The organism is Nocardioides caldifontis, from assembly GCF_008087345.1.
Lineage (GTDB): Bacteria > Actinomycetota > Actinomycetes > Propionibacteriales > Nocardioidaceae > Marmoricola_A > Marmoricola_A caldifontis.
In genome coordinates this window covers 20,086-36,227 of record NZ_VHIB01000018.1, presented here as the reverse complement: position 1 = coordinate 36,227, position 16,142 = coordinate 20,086, and the positions used below count along the sequence as shown (strand labels likewise).

Genomic DNA, 16,142 nt, shown 5'->3' with positions numbered 1-16,142 from the left:
GCCAGGTTGAACGCTAGGGGGTCGACCCCCGACAGATCAGGACGCATTGCTGTTCCCTTCCTCGGTCTCGGCGACGACGGCCAGCGTCGCGCCTGTCTCTACCTGCGCGCCCACGTGAACGTGCAGGGCCTGCACCACTCCGGCGGCGGGCGCCACCACGGGGTGCTCCATCTTCATGGCCTCCAGGACTAGCACCAGCTGCCCCGCGGCGATGCGATCGCCCTCAGCCACGGCCACCCGGGTGACCGCGCCAGGCATCGCGGCGGTGAGCGACCCGGGGGCCACCTTCGCCGTGGGCTCCGGGAAGCGCGGCTGCTCGACCAGTGTCGTCGAGCCGTCAGGCGCGTCGACGAACGAGCGGTCGCCCTCCACGTGCACGTCGTAGGTGCCGCGCAGCCCGTCGGCCTCAACCTCCAGCCGGACCCGACCCGGCTGCAGGACGTCCGTGCCGAGCACCGTCAGCGGCACCGGCGTCCCGTCGACGTCGGCGGTGAGCCCCGTCCGGTCAAGGCGGTAGCGCACCGTGCCGGCGTCGAAGACCGTGGTGTGCGGCGCTGTCGGGTTGTTGCGCCAGCCGGACGGCAGGCCGGCGAGCGCCGGCGCGGCGGCTCGCCGCAGAGCGGCGCCGGCCAGCGCCGCCACGACGGCATGCCGGCGACGCCCCTCTTCATCGGCCAGCGGCGCGGCGAGGACGTCGAGGCCGTGCCGATCCAGGAACCCGGTTTCGGTCTCGCCGGCGAGGAAGGCCTCGCTGCGCAATACGCGCACCAGAAGATCTCGGTTGGTCGTCAGCCCGTGAAGCCGGGCGCGTTGGAGGGCGCCTGCCAGTGCGAGCGCGGCCGAGGTCCGGTCCGGCGCCCAGGCGATGACCTTGGCGAGCATCGGGTCGTAGTGAACCCCGACCTCGACGCCGGGGGCGACGCCGCTGTCCAGCCGGACTCCCGGCCCGTCTGGCAGCCGGAACTCGGCCTCGGCGGGGACGTGGAAGTCCTCGAGTCGCCCCGACTGGGGCAGCCAGCTGCGGGACGGGTCCTCGGCGTAGAGCCGCACCTCGATCGCGCAGCCGGTCAGGGTCGGCGTCAGTGCCTCGGAGGGCAACGGCCGGCCCGCCGCGACGTCGAACTGCAACCGGACCAGGTCCAGCCCGGTGACGGCCTCGGTGACGGGGTGCTCCACCTGCAGGCGGGTGTTGACCTCGAGGAAGAAGAAGTCGCCCCACTCGTCGAGCAGGAACTCGACCGTGCCCGCGCCGACGTAGTCGATGGCGCGGGCGGCGGCGACGGCCGCCTCCTGCAGCCGATCACGCAGGTCCGGGTCGACCGCGGGGGACGGCGCCTCCTCGACCACCTTCTGGTGGCGGCGCTGGATGGAGCACTCCCGCTCAAAGAGCGCCACCGTGTGTCCGTGGCTGTCGCCGAAGATCTGAACCTCGACGTGGCGGGGCCGCTCGACCAGCCGCTCCAGGAACACGGTGCCGTTGCCGAAGGCGGACGCCGCCTCGCGACCGGCACCCGCGACAGCATCCGCGAGGTCGCTCGGGTCGCGTACCTCCCGCATGCCGCGACCGCCGCCACCGAAGGATGCCTTGACCAGGAGCGGGTAGCCGACGTCGGCGGCTGCCTTCTCCAGCTCCGTTCCGGAGAGGCCGGTGGCGTCCACGCCGGGCAGGGTCGGCACCCCGGCCCGCTGCATGAGCTCCTTGGCGGCAAGCTTGCTGCCCATGGCTTCGATGGCCTCTGCGCTGGGACCCACGAAGACCAGTCCCGCTGACTGCACCGCCCGGGCGAAATCTGCGTTCTCGGACAGGAACCCGTAGCCCGGGTGGACGCAGTCCGCGCCCGCCCTCAGCGCCGCGGCGACCACGAGGTCGGCATCCAGATAGGTCTCGGACGGGGTGTTGCCCGGTAGCCGGACGGCTACGTCGGCGTCGGCGACGTACGGGGCGTCTGCGTCGACATCGGAGTACACCGCGACGGTGCGCAGCCCCATGGCCCGGGCGGTGGCGAACACTCGGCGGGCGATCTCGCCGCGGTTGGCCACCAGGACGCTCCGCAGCGTGTGCTGGTCGCTCACAGGCGGAACACCCCCCATCCGTCGTGCAGTCCTCTGAGAGGTGCGTTGTGAATCACCGACAGCGCCAGCCCGAGGACGGTGCGGGTGTCGCGCGGGTCGATGATCCCGTCGTCGTAGACCCGGCCAGAGAGAAAGAGCGCTACCGACTCGGCCTCGATCTGCTGCTCCACCGCGGCCCGCATCGCAGCCGCGGCCTCCTCGTCGTAGTCGCGGCCACGGGCCTGCGCGCTGGCTCTTCCGACGATATCGAGCACTCCTGCCAGCTGCGCCGCCCCCATCACCGCGCTCTTGGCATTGGGCCAGGCGAACAGGAAACGAGGATCGTAGGACCGCCCGCACATGCCGTAGTTCCCGGCGCCGTACGAGGCGCCGATGTTCATCGTCAGGTGCGGCACCGTGCTGTTGGAGACAGCGTTGATCATCTGCGAGCCAGCCTTGACGATGCCGTTCTGCTCGTACTCGGTGCCGACCATGTAGCCGGTCGTGTTCTGCAGGAACAGCAGCGGGGTGTCAACCTGGTTGGCCAGCTGGATGAACTGCGCGGCCTTCTGCGCGTCCTCCCGGAACAACACGCCACGGGCGTTGGCCAGCACGCCGATCGGATAGCCGTGGATGCTTGCCCACCCGGTGACCAACGACGTGCCGTAGAGCGGCTTGTGCTCGTCGAAGCGGCTGCCATCGACGACCCGGGCTAGCACGTCGCGGGGATCCAGCGGCTGGCGCAGGTCCGCGGGGGCGAGGTCGAGCAGCTCCTCTGGGCCGAACAGCGGGGGGTCGGCGGGCCGGGACGGGCCGGGGCCGGCCTTGCGCCAGTCGAGATTGCGTACGATCTGCCGCCCGAGCCGGATCGCGTCGAGCTCGTCGACGGCCAGGTGGTCGGCGCTGCCGGAGGTGCGGGCGTGCATCGACGCTCCGCCGAGGGACTCGTCCTCGGCCTCCTCCCCGGTGGCCATCTTCACCAGCGGCGGCCCGGCAAGGAACACCTTGCTGCGGCCCTCGATCATCACGACATGGTCGCTCATGCCGGGCACGTAGGCGCCGCCGGCCGTGCTGTTGCCGAAGACCAGGGCGACGGTAGGAATGCCCTGCGAGGACAGTCGGGTCAGGTTGCGGAACGCGCGCCCGCCGGGGATGAAGATCTCCGACTGGGTGGGCAGGTCCGCGCCCCCGGACTCGACCAGGCTGATGAACGGCAGCCGGTTGGTCTCGGCGATCTCGTGCGCGCGCTGGGTCTTGCGGAAGGTGTAGGGGTTGCTCGTTCCTCCCCGCACCGTCGCGTCGTTCGCCGAGATCATCACTTCGACGCCTTCGACGACACCGATGCCGGTGACCACGCTGGCCCCCACGGGGAAGTCGGTGCCCCACGCCGCGTACGGCGACAGCTCGAGGAACGGGCTGTCCCGGTCCAGCAGTAGCTCGATGCGTTCGCGGACGGTGAGCTTGCCACGGGCCCGGTGGCGGGCCACGGCACTCTCGCCGCCGCCCAGGTTGGCCTGTGCGCGCAGCTCGCCCAGTTCGGCGAGGCGATCGAGGAGCGCGGTACGGTTCTCCGCGGCGCGGTCGGCGAGGATGGTCACGTTCTTCCTTCCGGTAGCAGGGACATCGGGACATCGACCAAGCGAGAACGCAGCCACTCCCCCACGGCCTTAGCCTGGGGATCGAATCGAGTGCTGGCGGCCACGCCCTCGCCGAGCAGGCCAGGCAGCTGGAAGATCAGCGCGCGGAACCCGGGCAGCAGTTCACGGGTCACCGGCAGGCCGGAGGCCTCGGGCAGCAGCTCACGCACCCGCTCAGCGGTGAGGAAACTCGACAGCCAGGCGTAACCCTCGTCGCTGCGGGCGTAGACGCCGAGGGTCGCGGCACCCCCCTTGTCGCCACTGCGGGCGCCGACGACGCAGCCCAGCGGGACGCGGCGGGTGGGTCGGGCGGGCTCCGGGCCGCCGCTGTCGCCCGCCGGCTCCACAGGCCCCGGCGGCTCATCCTCCGACGTACTTACCGGCTGCGGCCGCGTCGAAGGGACCCTCTCCGTGCCGCCGTCAGGCAGGCCAACCACTTGAGCGACGTCATCGACCCGCACCCATGCCGGCGCGTAGACGCCGTAGGCCGACGGGCTGGGCGGGGCGCCTGCGGCGAAGAAGCCGGGGACGGTGGCCAGGGCCAACTCGATCACGGGCACGGTGAACTCCTTGCCCACTTTGTTGCGGTCGGGATCCTTCACGGTCACCTGCAGCACGGCGCTGGCCTCTTCCTCGGCCTCGGCGTCCGGAGAGTCCGTGCGCGCCAGGGTCACCACCGCCTCGGCCACGTCCGCCAGCACGGGAGCCAGTTGTCGACGCAGCAGATCGGCCTTGCGGTCGACGTCCAGCCCGGCCAGCGGCAGGGTCATGGCGTTGCGGAAGCCACCGAGACGGTTCGTCGCCACCTTCAGCCACTCTCCTGGCGGCAGGCCGCGTGCCCCGGTGACCTCGACGCGGTCGCGCGCGACCTGGCGCAACCGCGGGCCGTCGAACCGGGTGACGACGTCGGGGCCGCCGTAGCGGCTGCCGGTGAGTTCGTAGAGCAGCTGCTCGGTGACCGTCTCGACGGTCACCGCTCCGCCGGTGCCGGGGTGCTTGGTGATGATCGCCGTGCCGTCGGCGGCGATTTCGGCGAGCGGGAAACCAATGTGGTCCAGGCAGCCGGGGTCGGCATCGAGCAGCTCGGTGAAGAAGCTGAAGTTCCCACCGGTTGCTTGCGTGCCGCATTCGAGCACGTGTCCGGCAACAGTGGCGCCGGCCAGCGCGTCAAGGTCGTCGGCGCTCCAGCCATGGTGCCAGGCGGCTGGGCCGACGACGAGGCTGGCATCGGTGACGCGCCCGGTGACGACGACGTCGGCACCGGCCTCCAGTGCCCGCACGACTCCCCCCAGCAGCCGAGATAGGCGTTGGCGGTCAGTACGTCGGGCAACTCCTCGTTCACCGGCCCCAGGTCACCGGCTGCCGGTGGCCGCTCGCCGACCCGCAGGCGGCCGGCGGAGCCCAGCTGGGCTAGCCGGGGCATCAGGTCGTCACCGCTGACGGTGGCGACCCGGACCGGGACCCCCAGCCGAGCGCCGAGCTCACCGACCGCGTCGGCCAGGCCCCGCGGGTTGAGCCCGCCGGCGTTGCTGACGATCCGCACCCCGCGGCTGAGTGCGTCAGCGAGGCAGTCCTCCAGCTGGGTCAGGAAGGAGCGGGCATAGCCCGCGGCCGGGTCGATGGAACGCTGGCGGCCGAGGATCAACATGGTGAGCTCGGCGAGGTAGTCACCGCCGCCGATGGAGGCCAGGCGGGTGTCGCGGAAGAACCGGGACGTCCAGGTCTCCTCCATGTAGCCCAGGCCGCCGTGGAACTGCAGGCAGGTGTCGGCCACCTCGCGCATCAGCCGGCCCGCCGTGAGCTTGGCCACCGTGGCGGCCCGGGTGATGTCCTCGCCGTCCATGTACGCCTGTGCGCAGGCGTAGTTGTGCGACTGCAGCAGCTCCACCTGAGCAGACAGCTCTGCCAGGCGAAACCCGATGTACTGGTTGGCCAGCAGCGGCTGGCCGAAGACCTCCCGCTGCCGCAGGTAGTCGCGAGTACGCTCCAGCGCCCACCGGCAGCTGCCGACCGCGCCGTAGGCGGCGAACACGCGCTCGATGACGAACTGGGCCATCTGTTGCTGGAAGCCGCGGCCGATCTCACCGATCGTGTTGCTCACCGGCACCCGGACGTCGTCGAAGAACAGCTCGGCGGTGTCGGAGGACCGGTTGCCGAGCTTGTCCAGTTTGCGAGACACGGAGAACCCGGGCGTGCTGGTCTCCACGATGATCTGCGACATCCCTCGGTAGCCGCCCTCATCAGAGGTGCGCGCGAGCAGGCACAGCCAGTCGGCTTGGGTGCCGTTGGTGATGTAGAGCTTGCTGCCGTTAATGATCCAGTGGTCGCCGTCGCGTACGGCTCGGGTGCGAAGCCCTGCCACGTCCGAGCCGGCGCCGGGCTCGGTCACCGCGATGGAGCAGACCGCCTCGCCCCGGATGGCCGGTTCGAGGTAGCGGCGCTTGAGCTCGTCGCTGCCGAACTCGTGCAGCGACGGCGTGGCCATCATCGTCTGTACGCCGATCGCCATCGGAATCCCCGCGCAACCGGACCGGTGCAGTTCCTCGGCGAGGATCACGGAGTACAGGTGGTCGGCACCCTGCCCCCCGAAGTCGGGGTCGTACTGCAACCCGAGCAGACCGAGTTCGCCGAGCTTGGGGAACAGCTCGTGCGCCGGGAACGTGCCGTCTCGCTCCCATTCGTCCACGTAGGGCGCGATCTCTTTGTCGACCACGTCGCGCACCAGTTTCCGGAAGGCGCGGTGCTCGTCAGTGAAGCGCACGGGGGCTCCTGTAGGTCACGGGCGCAGGGCCACCAAGGAATTGACAGTCCCGTCAGGTTAGCCGTCCCGAAGATGGCACGCAACCACCATGAGGACGACCGTCGCAGCCGACGGGCCTGCCAACCACACGGTCGATCTTTGACTGGTGCGTCTGATAACGTCGTTTCAAAGCAGTCGCGCTACCGCCGTCGACGAGCACACCTGGTGCTTGACCGCGGCGCTTGCAGCACGGCTTGGTTTCCATCTGTCTCAGGGAGTGGTGCTTCATGTCTTTCTTCGAGAGGTTCATCCGTCCGGCGTTGCAGGAGTTCGGCGATCGGCCGGCGCTGGTGCACCAAGGGCGGGTACAGACGTACGCCGAGATGAATCGGTCGTTCAATCGAGTAGGCAACGCCCTTCGGGAGTTGGGCCTCGACATCGGTGATCACTCGGCGATCTTGCAGCACAACTCCGATCGCTGGGTGGAGTGCGAGGGCGGTCAGGCCAAGTTCGGCATCGCCACGGTCCCCCTCAACACCCGCCTTTCTCCCCAGGAGGTGGCATGGCACCTGAACGACAGTGAGTCGCGTGCCGTCATCTTCAGGCCGAAGCAGGCGGCGCTCCTGGAGTCGGTTCGGGACCAACTCACGACCTGCACTCACCTGCTGTGCATCCCCGACGGGGACGAGGCGGTCCCCGACTGGGCCGTCAACTTCGACAACCTGCTCGATGCCGCGAGCGACGCAGAACCGGACACGGTCGTTCCGTCTGAGACCCTCTACCGGCTCATGTACACCTCCGCCACGACGGGCATGCCCAAGGGCGTGCCCATTACGCACAGCCACTTCGCGTTGCACACGGCGACCACGTTACTCAACCAACTGTCCGGCGTGTCCGAGGAAGACCGCTACCTGCCGGTCACGCCGTTCACCCACATGGCTATCGGCTTCGTGTGGCCCTTCCTCGCCCGCGGCGGCACCGTCGTATGCGTCGAAGGATGGAATCCTGCCGAGTTCCTCGACATGTGCGCCGAGAACCAGGTGACCTACAGCCTTCTTGCGCCCACCATCATCATCGGACTGCTGCGGCACATCGAGGACCACCCCGAAGCGCTCGACACGTGGCGGAGGGCTCCGATCAAGGCGGTGTGGTACGCCGCATCGCCGATTCCCGTCGAGATCGCCAAGCGCGCCGAGGCGACGCTCGGGAACGTGCTCAACCAGATGTACGGCCTCACGGAGCTGCTCGGCAACGGGACATCCATGACTTGCACCCAGCTCACCGCGGAGTGGCACTCGCGCAAGCCGGGAAGTTGTGGCCGGGTGCAGCGCAACAACGTGGTGCGTGTCGTCGACGACCAGGGAGCCCCGATGCCCACGGGAGAGCTCGGCGAGGTGGTCGTGCTGACCGAGCATCCCGCGGGCTACTGGAGGCAGCAGATGCGAACGAGTGAGACGATCATCGACGGTTGGTTCCACACCGGCGACGTCGGCCACTTCGACGAGGATGGCTTCCTCACCATCACCGACCGCAAGAAGGACATGATCATCTCGGGTGGGCTTAACGTATACCCCACCGAGATCGAGAACATCATCTACCAGCACAGCGGCGTGGAACAATGCGCCGTGATCGGCGTGGGCGACGACTACTGGGTGGAGGTCCCGTGCGCGATCGTCATCCGCAAGCCCGGGGCCGCCTTCGATGAGGCGGAGCTGATCGAGTTCGTGCGTGACCGTCTCGCCCACTTCAAGGCGCCCAAGTCGGTCGTGTTCGTGGACGACCTGCCGGTGAGCGCGGCTGGCAAGGTGCTCAAGCGCGAGCTGCGGCAGCGCTACAGAGACCCGCAGACGCCCTCTTGAGGGGGGCGCGTGAGGGTGTCACAGGCATGTGCTCCGGCCGTGTCGCGCGCCGCGATGCCATCCTGGCACTCCGCAGCGCTGAAGCGCTCAACCCGCAAGCCAGCGAGGCCAGCGACGTTGGTCTCGTCCACCCAGAAACGGTCCGGATGCCAGCCCTGGGGCAGCCAGTCCCGCATCTCCTCGGCACCGAGCCCCATGGGCCTCACACGAGAGTCATATCCGCCACGAACCCAATCGGCGAGCTCCTCGTAGCCCGCCAGGCCGCCACAATCCTCCGGCGCGCAGGCCCTCTTGCCCTTCAGACAGACCGGATCCGATGGAGGGTCGTCGAGAACCTCTTCGACCACCAGCACGTGCTCCCACCCATCGCCGAAGTCGTAGTCATAGAAGACCCGATCGCCCTTGGCAGACACCACCTGGTCGAGTCGTACCTCGTCCTCAGCGACGCCTTCGTCACCGTCGCTGAGATCGAACCCGGTGACGAAGTAGGCACGAGCACGCTGGTCCACGCCGACCCCGAACCTGTGCAGATGGCCGTCCTCCCAGCCCATCGCGACTGCAACACGACATGCAACTCCGATCGGCGGCTTGGCGTACATCAGATCGACCCTCACCCGGAAGCCCCGCACCCGCTCCGGCACCTCCCGCACCTGCGGCGTCGGCTCATCCAACATCCCCGCGAACGCATCGCGGCCGGCGTTCGCCACCAGCGCCTGGAGCAACGCCAGGTCCACACCCCCGGACCTAGACACACTGCTCTTCCTCTTCCGGCTCTTCTTCGACACACCCCCAGCCAATCACGCCGGGAGGCCGCGTTCGATCGCAACACTGACCCGACTGCCGACGGGCACCGACGCTCGCCGGACCCACGACAGTTCGCCCGGCGCCAGTAGCGCCGCCAGCGTGTCAACGACGGCGCCCGACCGTCTCGGCAAGTACAGCGCGTCGATTCCGTCGCGTGAAGTGATCGCCCAACGGCTGCCATGCGACATAGGTGACCGACAACACCCACCCATCAGCACCAGGAGGACCACGCCGCAGCAGCGGCGACAACCGAACATCGCGAGGCACCAAGCTGTTACCAAGCCCCGGCGTCTCGTTGGCCGGAATGGACGAAGCCCCGGATCCGAAGACCCGGGGCCAGCCACTCACGTACGTGCGCGAGGGGGGCGTTGAACCGTAGGGACACCACGCTCAAAGCACGCACGCACCGCCGTCCTGAGCGTGAAAGCGGTGTCCCGTTGCCTCGGGTTGCCTCCCGTTTCCTCGGGGGCGTGCGCCCCAGGGACGCACCAGCCAGTGTTCAGTTAGGTCATCGGCGAGACCGTTCGTCACCCTAGCCGTCGGCCGATCAAACGCATGCCGTGCCCTTGGGTGCCGAAGGCAGCCTCGTTCCTGTCCTGCTGGTCCGGAGCTGAACAAGACTGATTACCGTGCGGATGTGCGGATGACTTCGGCCTTCCTGGGTACTCGGGTGTGAACGCCGCCGGCGCCCGGGCCGCCACCGGAGCGGCTCGACCGTGATCGACCAGGAGGACCGATGACACATCCAGAGATGCTCAAGGCCTACTCCGGGGACGTTGGGGACTGAATCGCCCCGGGTTTCGTGGAGGCTCTGGTCTGCCCCCGGTTCCGCGGAGTCGAGATTCGTTGGATCTCATGCCACGGTGATGATGCGGTTCCTCTCGAACTCTATCGGCGTGAGCCATCCGAGTTGGCTGTGACGACGCTTCCGGTTGTGCCAGATCTCGAGGTACTCGAAGATCGCGTTTGCTAGCTCGAGCCGGGTGTTCCATGGCGTAGGAACCGCCATTCTCGGGAGACCTCGACGTCTACCCGGCCACCGGCCCCGGTCCGCTCGCTACACCGTCAACTGTGAAGAGCCAGTTAAGACTTGTGGATCGGCGGGTCATGCGACTTGCTGGTCGCGGCATCGCCCTAGGGGTTCGCACCTCACTAACCACACCACCCGGTGCTTACTCGAGACCGACGGCTTCAGGGCCTGCACCCTGGACTCGGAGAAGCCGGTTCCACGAAGTTGTGACAGAGTCTCAATCGGGAGATCGGATGATGAACCCTTCGTACGAAGCAAAGTTCGCCGGATCCAAGTGGCTGAGTCCCTCGACGAGTACCGTCAGGGCTTGGAGGGCGCACGTGGCGACCGCGACGTCGTCCGAGCGGGAAGCGCGCAGAAGTGGCTCTACGGCCTCGTTCATGGATGAGATGTCGCTCGCGTGGCCTTGGGAGGCGGTCACCGGCGTGCCCCGTCCCGGTCGGGGAACTCGATCCTGCGCGCGTCCGCGATTCGCTGAACCTTCTTGTAGGCCGCCGAGTCATTCGCGTCCGCGGGTTGGCTCTCCCTGGCTCGGGCGACGTCGATTGACACGTTCATTAGGCCGTGGAGTCTGGTGGCGACGTCCTTTTCTATCGAGCGGTCAGAGTGGCCGCTCACCCACAGGGTCAGCCCCACCTTGGTGCGGCCGTCAGCAGAAGTGCCGATCCGCATGCGGAAGTCCTTCACGCCCGGGGTCTCGAAGACGATGCTCTCGATCGCCGTGAAAGTCACGACGTTCCCCTTAATCTTGACCTGATCATCGATACGGCCGATGGTTCCCGCCTCGATACACGCTCCGGCGCGCCCGCACGGACAAACAGACTCACCCAGGTACACCGCTGAATCGCCGGTTCGATACCTCATGTAGGGCGCCGCGACTGCATCCAACGTCGTGATGACCAGTTCTCCTCTTTCTCCCGGCTGAACCGGCTGGCTCGTCCCTGGTCGCAGGACCTCGGTGTAGAACGACAACTCGTCAACGTGCAGGACACCTCTCTGCCTGCCATCGGCCGCGAGTCCCCGCTCGCAAGTCCAGGCATGGTGACCTGTAGCTTGCGTACTGCCGTAGTTCTCGTGGATCGGCACCCCCCAGAAGTCGCTCATCGCTTCCAGCCAGGCGACGGGGTACGACTCTCCAGCCAACATGATCCCTGCGAGACTCGTCAGGTCTCGGCGCGGATCGATGCCCGCATTCCGAGCCTCGATAGCCAGGACGTTCAGGTAGCTCGGAAGCACGTGTCCGAGAAAGGTCGCACGGTGTGTCACCATTTCTTCGAGCTTCTCCCGGGTGGGCAACTGCATGACCATTAGCGGTCTAGCGCCGACCTGCTTGATCCAGTCCAGGGGGAACCAGGTTCCCCCGGCGGGGCCTACCGGAAAGAGGACCGGTACCACTCCGCCGGGTCGAAGTCCCGCCGTCCAGCAGCCAGCGAAGGCCGTCCGCGCCCGGGAGGCGCGCACCACGTCGATTCTGGTGAGGGGTTGTAGCTCACGTCTGCCGCCCGAGGTACCGCCGGAACTACTGACCGCGACCAGTTCCGATTCCGCCACGCAGAGGCGACCGCCGAAAGGCGGTTCACTGGCCTGATCGTCCAAGATCATCTGTTTGGTGGTAAAGGGCATCTGTCGCGAGAACTCAGCGCCGTTCTGTAGTGAGTCGATCCAGGCGTCGTCGATTCCCACTTCACCCCACAACCGGCGGTAGAACTCGCTGCGCTCGTAGCAGTATCGGAGTCGGTGGCGCAGTTTCTCGAGCTGGATGCTGGGCCAGTCAGCTTCGCTCACCGGCGCTAACGAGATTGTCCCCTGCACGCGGGGTTGTTGCATGATGGTCAACCCTTCGGGAGTCCGTGAGGGCTCATCAGTACGACTTGGGCATCCCGAGCACGCGGTGGGAGATGTAGTTGAGAATCATCGCCTCGCTGATGGGAGCGATGCGCATAACGCGGGACTCTCGGAAGTATCTCTCGACGTGATACTCCTTGGCGTATCCGAAGCCGCCGTGCGTCTGGACAGCTCGATCGGCCGCGCGAAATCCAGCAGCCCCGCACAGGTACTTCGCGCTGTTGGCTTCCTTTCCACATTCGAGTCCTTGATCGTACTTCCAGGCCGCATGTTGCACGACCAGCGACGCAGCGTCCAACTCCATGAGTGACTCCGCAAGGGGGAACTGAATTCCTTGGTTTTGTCCGATGGGGCGTCCGAAGACCTCCCTCTCTTTGGCGTATCTGACTGCTGTTTCCAGGGCGCGGCGCCCCAGCCCAAGCGCCTCGGCCGCAATGACGATCCGCTCGGCGTTCAACCCTTGGAGCAAAGCGTAGAACCCGCGGTCGACCTCTCCAATGACTCGATGAGCTGGTACTCGCAACTCGTCGATGAACATCTCGCAAGAATCCACCGCGGCGCGGCCCATCTTGTCGATCTTTCTGGTTAGCACCCGGTCTCGGTCGATGTCGGCATACAGCATGGTCAGCCCGTCGCTGGGCCTTGTGACGTCCTCACGTGGGGTCGTCCGTACTAGGATCAGCATGGCATCAGCCATAGTTGACTTCGATATCCACACCTTCTGTCCGCTGACGACGAAATCTCCTGCCTCGTCTCGGTGTGCGAATGTGGTGATACGTGTCGTGTCCGAACCAGAGTTCGGCTCGGTGATTGCAAACGAGACGTGCGAACTCCCGTCGGCCATCGTCGGTAGCACCGCTGCCTTGAGCTCTTCTTGCCCGAAGGTAGCGATGATATTCATGGCGAAGATGGTGGGATGCATGGCCGTGCACCCCGCCATTGCGGCTCCGGAGTAGGCGACCTGCTCCATGATGGTGCAGACGTCGGCGATTCCCAGCGATCCGCCGCCGGACTCCAACGGGGCCAGGACACCCAGCCAGCCCGCATCGGCCATCGCTTGGTAGAACTCATAGGGGAACACTTCGTCACGATCGCAAGCAAGCCAGTAGTCGTCGTTGAAGCGGGCGGTAATCTCGGCCACCGCATTCCGGATGTCACGACGTTCCTGTGGTTCGTTAAAGTCCACCTCTATACCCCGATCATTCTCTATAGATGATGTTGCCGAAAGTCGTGATGGCGTCAGGGAAGGCAATGAAGCCGATCAATACAATCACCGGGACGACCATGAAGATCAGTGCGCCTTTGAAAATGTCACTCAATTCGCCGCCAGCGGCGGCGTGAGTGACGAGCACGTTCAAGCCGAGCGGCGGCGTAATAAGGCCTATCTCAACCGTCAGTGTCACGATGATGCCGAACCAAACCGGGTCATACCCCAGTTCCATGATCACCGGGAATGTGACCGGAAGTGTCATCAGCAGGATCGCTGTCTGGTCCACAAAGAAGCCCAAGATGAGGTACAGCGCAAGGAGGAGGATCAGGACCCCGATGGACGGCAAACCAGATTCGTTTATGGTCGTCACCAAGCTTTGGGCAGTGCCACTTATCGACAAGAATCGGCTGAAGACTGTTGCTCCGACAATGATCATCATGATCATCGCATTGATGGCCACGGTGGACGCAACCGCCGCGACAAATCCACGCATCCGCAATCCCCCGAAGATCACCGCGATCGCCAATGCCGCAGCTGCACCGAGAGCGCCCGCCTCCGTCGGGGTGGCCACGCCGGAGTACAAGACGAAGAGGACCAGGGCAATCAGGGGGATCGCGGGGAGTGCCGGTACAGTCGCGGCCAGTTTCTCCCTGAATGTGTAGCGCTCTGCAGGCGGCGCGCTCGAGGGCGATACGAAGACCCACGCCAGGACGAGAATGGCGAAGCCGACCGCCACAATAAGGCCTGGTATGAGGGCTGCGGCAAATAGGCGGCCGATGGATACCTCAGTGGCGACGCCGTACACGATCAGCGCGATGCTGGGTGGAATAAGCACTGCGAGGGTCCCAGAAGAGGCAACGGTTCCCAAGGAGAGGCGCTCGTCGTATCCATGCTTCCGCATTTGAGGGACCGACACACGGCCCAGGAGTCCGGCGGCAGCAACGCTCGACCCGGACATCGCCCCGAACACAGCATTGGCTGCCACGGTCGAGGCGGCCAAGCCACCGCGCACTGACCCCAGCCAGCGCGCAATGGCGGTGAACATGTCACCAGTCAACCGGCTCTGTGACAGAAATTCTGCCATGAGGATGAACATGGGCACGGTTGATAGGGTGAAACTCGCGGTTTCAGCGTGGGAGATTGAAAGCACAGTCGCTGTCAGCGAATCCCATCCCACCTCGAGCCAAAGGCCGAGCGTCCCGGCAAGGAGGAGCGCGTAGGCGATGGGCGTTCCCACCAGGAGCAGGATGAACAAGAGTCCGAGAGTCAATACGATGACCATCGGATCACCGCAACTTTCCTGGCGCATGTGCCAAGTCGGCTTCATCCGCCGTGGCGACAGGTAGCAATACGCTCGCGACGCTCTGGAGGCACGTCGCCGCGAGACCGAATCCCATCATGAGCCAGGAGAGCCCTAGCGAAAGGGGGATCACGGTGTTGTAAGTCGTCTCCCCCCACAGGTCAAAGCCCCGCTCCAACGCCGCCCAGGCGAGTCCCCCTAGTGTGACCGCCACCGCCGCATTGGGTGCAGCGGCGAGCCAGTACCGGCGCCTGGCGGAAAACCGGTCCACGATGATCCCGACGCGGACATTGCCGCCGGCTCGCTGGACGGCCGGTAGACAAAGCCATGCGAGGCCGACCATCAAGAAGTCTTCGACCGTCTCGTAGGTGCCGCTCAGTGGTGAGTCTAAGTAGCGTCGGCCGACCACATCGACAGTGATGGCAAGCATCATCAAGATGACGATGACGCCTCCGGCGGCGGACAAGAGGACTTGCGTGCCGCGAAGGGCACGGTCGAATCCTCGGAGGAAACCATGACGTCCGTGCGCATCGAATGGGCGCAGTTCCGGCTCAGCCGGCATGGCCGTCTCGGGCTGCGCGGCGACTCGTCATAACCGGGTCTCACTCCGCACCTGTGATCTCCCGCCAAGCGTCGAGCGTCGCTGTCCCTTCGTAGCCCTTCGAGTCCGCATCCGATGCCCACTCCTCCGCAACGCTCCCCAGACGCGCCTCGAAAGCCGCCACATCGGGTACCTCGTAGAGCTCAACACCGCCTTCGGTCAGCGCGTCGGCCGAGGCCACGTCGGCCTCGTCCATCGCCTTCCCGATGTCTGCTTGGGTAAGCTCCGCCGCTTCGACAATGGCGTCCTGCGTGTCGCTGGAGAGGCCGCCCCACACCTCCTCGTTGATGAGCCACACGGTGCAGGCGCTGCCCAGCGCAAGATTGGTGGTCGTGTAGTCGGCGACCTCCTCGATCTTGTAGGAGGGCAGACTGGAGATCGGTGCGAGCGCTCCTTCCACGGTGCCGCGTTGCATGGCCAGGTACATCTCGGGCGCCGGCAGCTCCACGGGGGTGCCGCCTAGTTTCTCGATGGTCAGCGTCACCGCACCCCCCGAGCTCCGAAGAGGCATTCCCTCTACATCGGCGGGATCGCCAAGCTTCTTCTCGGTGGTGGCGATCTGGTAGGGAGGAAGGCAGGTGCCAAACAAGGGCCGTGTGCCCTTGTCAATGAACTTCTCCTGCAGGGGTCCGTTGACGAGTTCCCAGAAGGCCTGCGCGCCCTCCTCGGCGGTCCCGAAGGCCCCGGGAAGTTGGGCGACCTCCGCCTCCGGGATCTCTGTCGTCACGTACGACATGACCGCAGCAGCGATGTCGGTGGTGCCGTCGCGCACGGCGTTGAAGAGCTCGTCGGCCCCAGCCAACTGCTCTGCGCCTAGATACTGGACCGAAAGGTCCACAGACTCTGGAGCAGCCCCTTCAAGGTGGTCGATAAACGCGAGCGAGCCGTCTGCGGCGTGAGGGTTTGATTCGGGGAAGTGGTCGGCGACTTTCAGCTCGACCGACTCGCCACCTTCCCCACCTTCCCCCCCGGCGTCGTCGTTACCCCCGCAAGCTGACAGCAGACTTGCCGCGGCGATGGAAAACGCAACTGCTTGAACTGATCTCTTCACTTGGTGCCTCCTC

At 66.3% G+C, this 16,142-nt stretch carries 11 protein-coding genes and 1 pseudogene; 1 reads left to right on the top strand and 11 read right to left on the bottom strand.

The window, feature by feature from the left end; genetic code table 11:
- Positions 1 to 36: 36 nt before the first annotated feature.
- From FIP57_RS22065 to FIP57_RS24365, 4 genes and pseudogenes are all read right to left on the bottom strand, one after another.
- Positions 37 to 2,073, bottom strand: a complete 2,037-nt coding sequence (locus tag FIP57_RS22065; protein ID WP_238993671.1) for an ATP-binding protein — start codon at positions 2,071 to 2,073, stop codon at positions 37 to 39.
- On the bottom strand, positions 2,070 to 3,650 hold the full coding sequence (locus FIP57_RS22060; RefSeq protein WP_148575865.1) for an acyl-CoA carboxylase subunit beta: 1,581 nt from the start codon (positions 3,648 to 3,650) through the stop codon (positions 2,070 to 2,072). Before FIP57_RS22060 ends, FIP57_RS22065 begins: the two co-directional genes overlap by 4 nt.
- Entirely contained in the window at positions 3,647 to 4,969 is a 1,323-nt protein-coding gene (locus tag FIP57_RS24370) for an acyclic terpene utilization AtuA family protein (protein WP_275266191.1), read from the bottom strand. The genes FIP57_RS22060 and FIP57_RS24370 overlap by 4 nt, the downstream gene beginning before the upstream one ends.
- A 68-nt stretch (positions 4,970 to 5,037) precedes the next feature.
- Positions 5,038 to 6,450: pseudogene (locus FIP57_RS24365) on the bottom strand (acyl-CoA dehydrogenase family protein); the annotation flags it as partial.
- A gap of 266 nt (positions 6,451 to 6,716) precedes the next feature.
- Here FIP57_RS24365 and FIP57_RS22045 point away from each other — a divergent pair.
- Positions 6,717 to 8,288, top strand: coding sequence for a class I adenylate-forming enzyme family protein (locus FIP57_RS22045; protein WP_148575861.1), 1,572 nt, complete (start codon positions 6,717 to 6,719; stop codon positions 8,286 to 8,288).
- Here the strand turns inward: FIP57_RS22045 and FIP57_RS22040 are convergent.
- The 7 genes from FIP57_RS22040 to dctP form a co-directional block, all read right to left on the bottom strand.
- Positions 8,261 to 9,073, bottom strand: a complete 813-nt coding sequence (locus FIP57_RS22040) for a plasmid pRiA4b ORF-3 family protein (RefSeq protein ID WP_238993670.1) — start codon at positions 9,071 to 9,073, stop codon at positions 8,261 to 8,263. The genes FIP57_RS22045 and FIP57_RS22040 overlap by 28 nt on opposite strands.
- A gap of 872 nt (positions 9,074 to 9,945) precedes the next feature.
- Positions 9,946 to 10,101, bottom strand: coding sequence for an IS3 family transposase (locus FIP57_RS24585; protein WP_148575855.1), 156 nt, complete (start codon positions 10,099 to 10,101; stop codon positions 9,946 to 9,948).
- Positions 10,102 to 10,539: 438 nt separating this feature from the next.
- Positions 10,540 to 11,907: a phenylacetate--CoA ligase family protein gene (locus FIP57_RS22025; RefSeq protein WP_162529930.1), complete on the bottom strand. Its 1,368-nt coding sequence runs from the start codon at positions 11,905 to 11,907 to the stop codon at positions 10,540 to 10,542.
- A 76-nt stretch (positions 11,908 to 11,983) separates the two neighbouring features.
- Positions 11,984 to 13,153 (bottom strand): acyl-CoA dehydrogenase family protein, encoded by a 1,170-nt coding sequence (locus FIP57_RS22020; RefSeq protein ID WP_148575851.1) that lies wholly within the window; start codon positions 13,151 to 13,153, stop codon positions 11,984 to 11,986.
- A 13-nt stretch (positions 13,154 to 13,166) separates the two neighbouring features.
- Positions 13,167 to 14,432: a TRAP transporter large permease gene (locus FIP57_RS22015; protein ID WP_162529929.1), complete on the bottom strand. Its 1,266-nt coding sequence runs from the start codon at positions 14,430 to 14,432 to the stop codon at positions 13,167 to 13,169.
- Positions 14,433 to 14,463: 31 nt separating this feature from the next.
- Complete coding sequence (locus FIP57_RS22010) at positions 14,464 to 15,039, bottom strand: TRAP transporter small permease (protein ID WP_148575846.1); 576 nt, start codon at positions 15,037 to 15,039, stop codon at positions 14,464 to 14,466.
- Positions 15,040 to 15,079: 40 nt separating this feature from the next.
- Entirely contained in the window at positions 15,080 to 16,129 is a 1,050-nt protein-coding gene (dctP, locus tag FIP57_RS22005) for a TRAP transporter substrate-binding protein DctP (protein ID WP_162529928.1), read from the bottom strand.
- Between the last annotated feature and the right edge of the window lie 13 nt (positions 16,130 to 16,142).

Bases quoted from the DNA above. Each gene is read 5' to 3' on its own strand.
- FIP57_RS22045 (WP_148575861.1), top strand. From the start codon at position 6,717: ATGTCTTTCTTCGAGAGGTTCATCCGTCCGGCGTTGCAGGAGTTCGGC.
- FIP57_RS22010 (WP_148575846.1), bottom strand. From the start codon at position 15,039: ATGCCGGCTGAGCCGGAACTGCGCCCATTCGATGCGCACGGACGTCAT.
- FIP57_RS24585 (WP_148575855.1), bottom strand. From the start codon at position 10,101: ATGGCGGTTCCTACGCCATGGAACACCCGGCTCGAGCTAGCAAACGCG.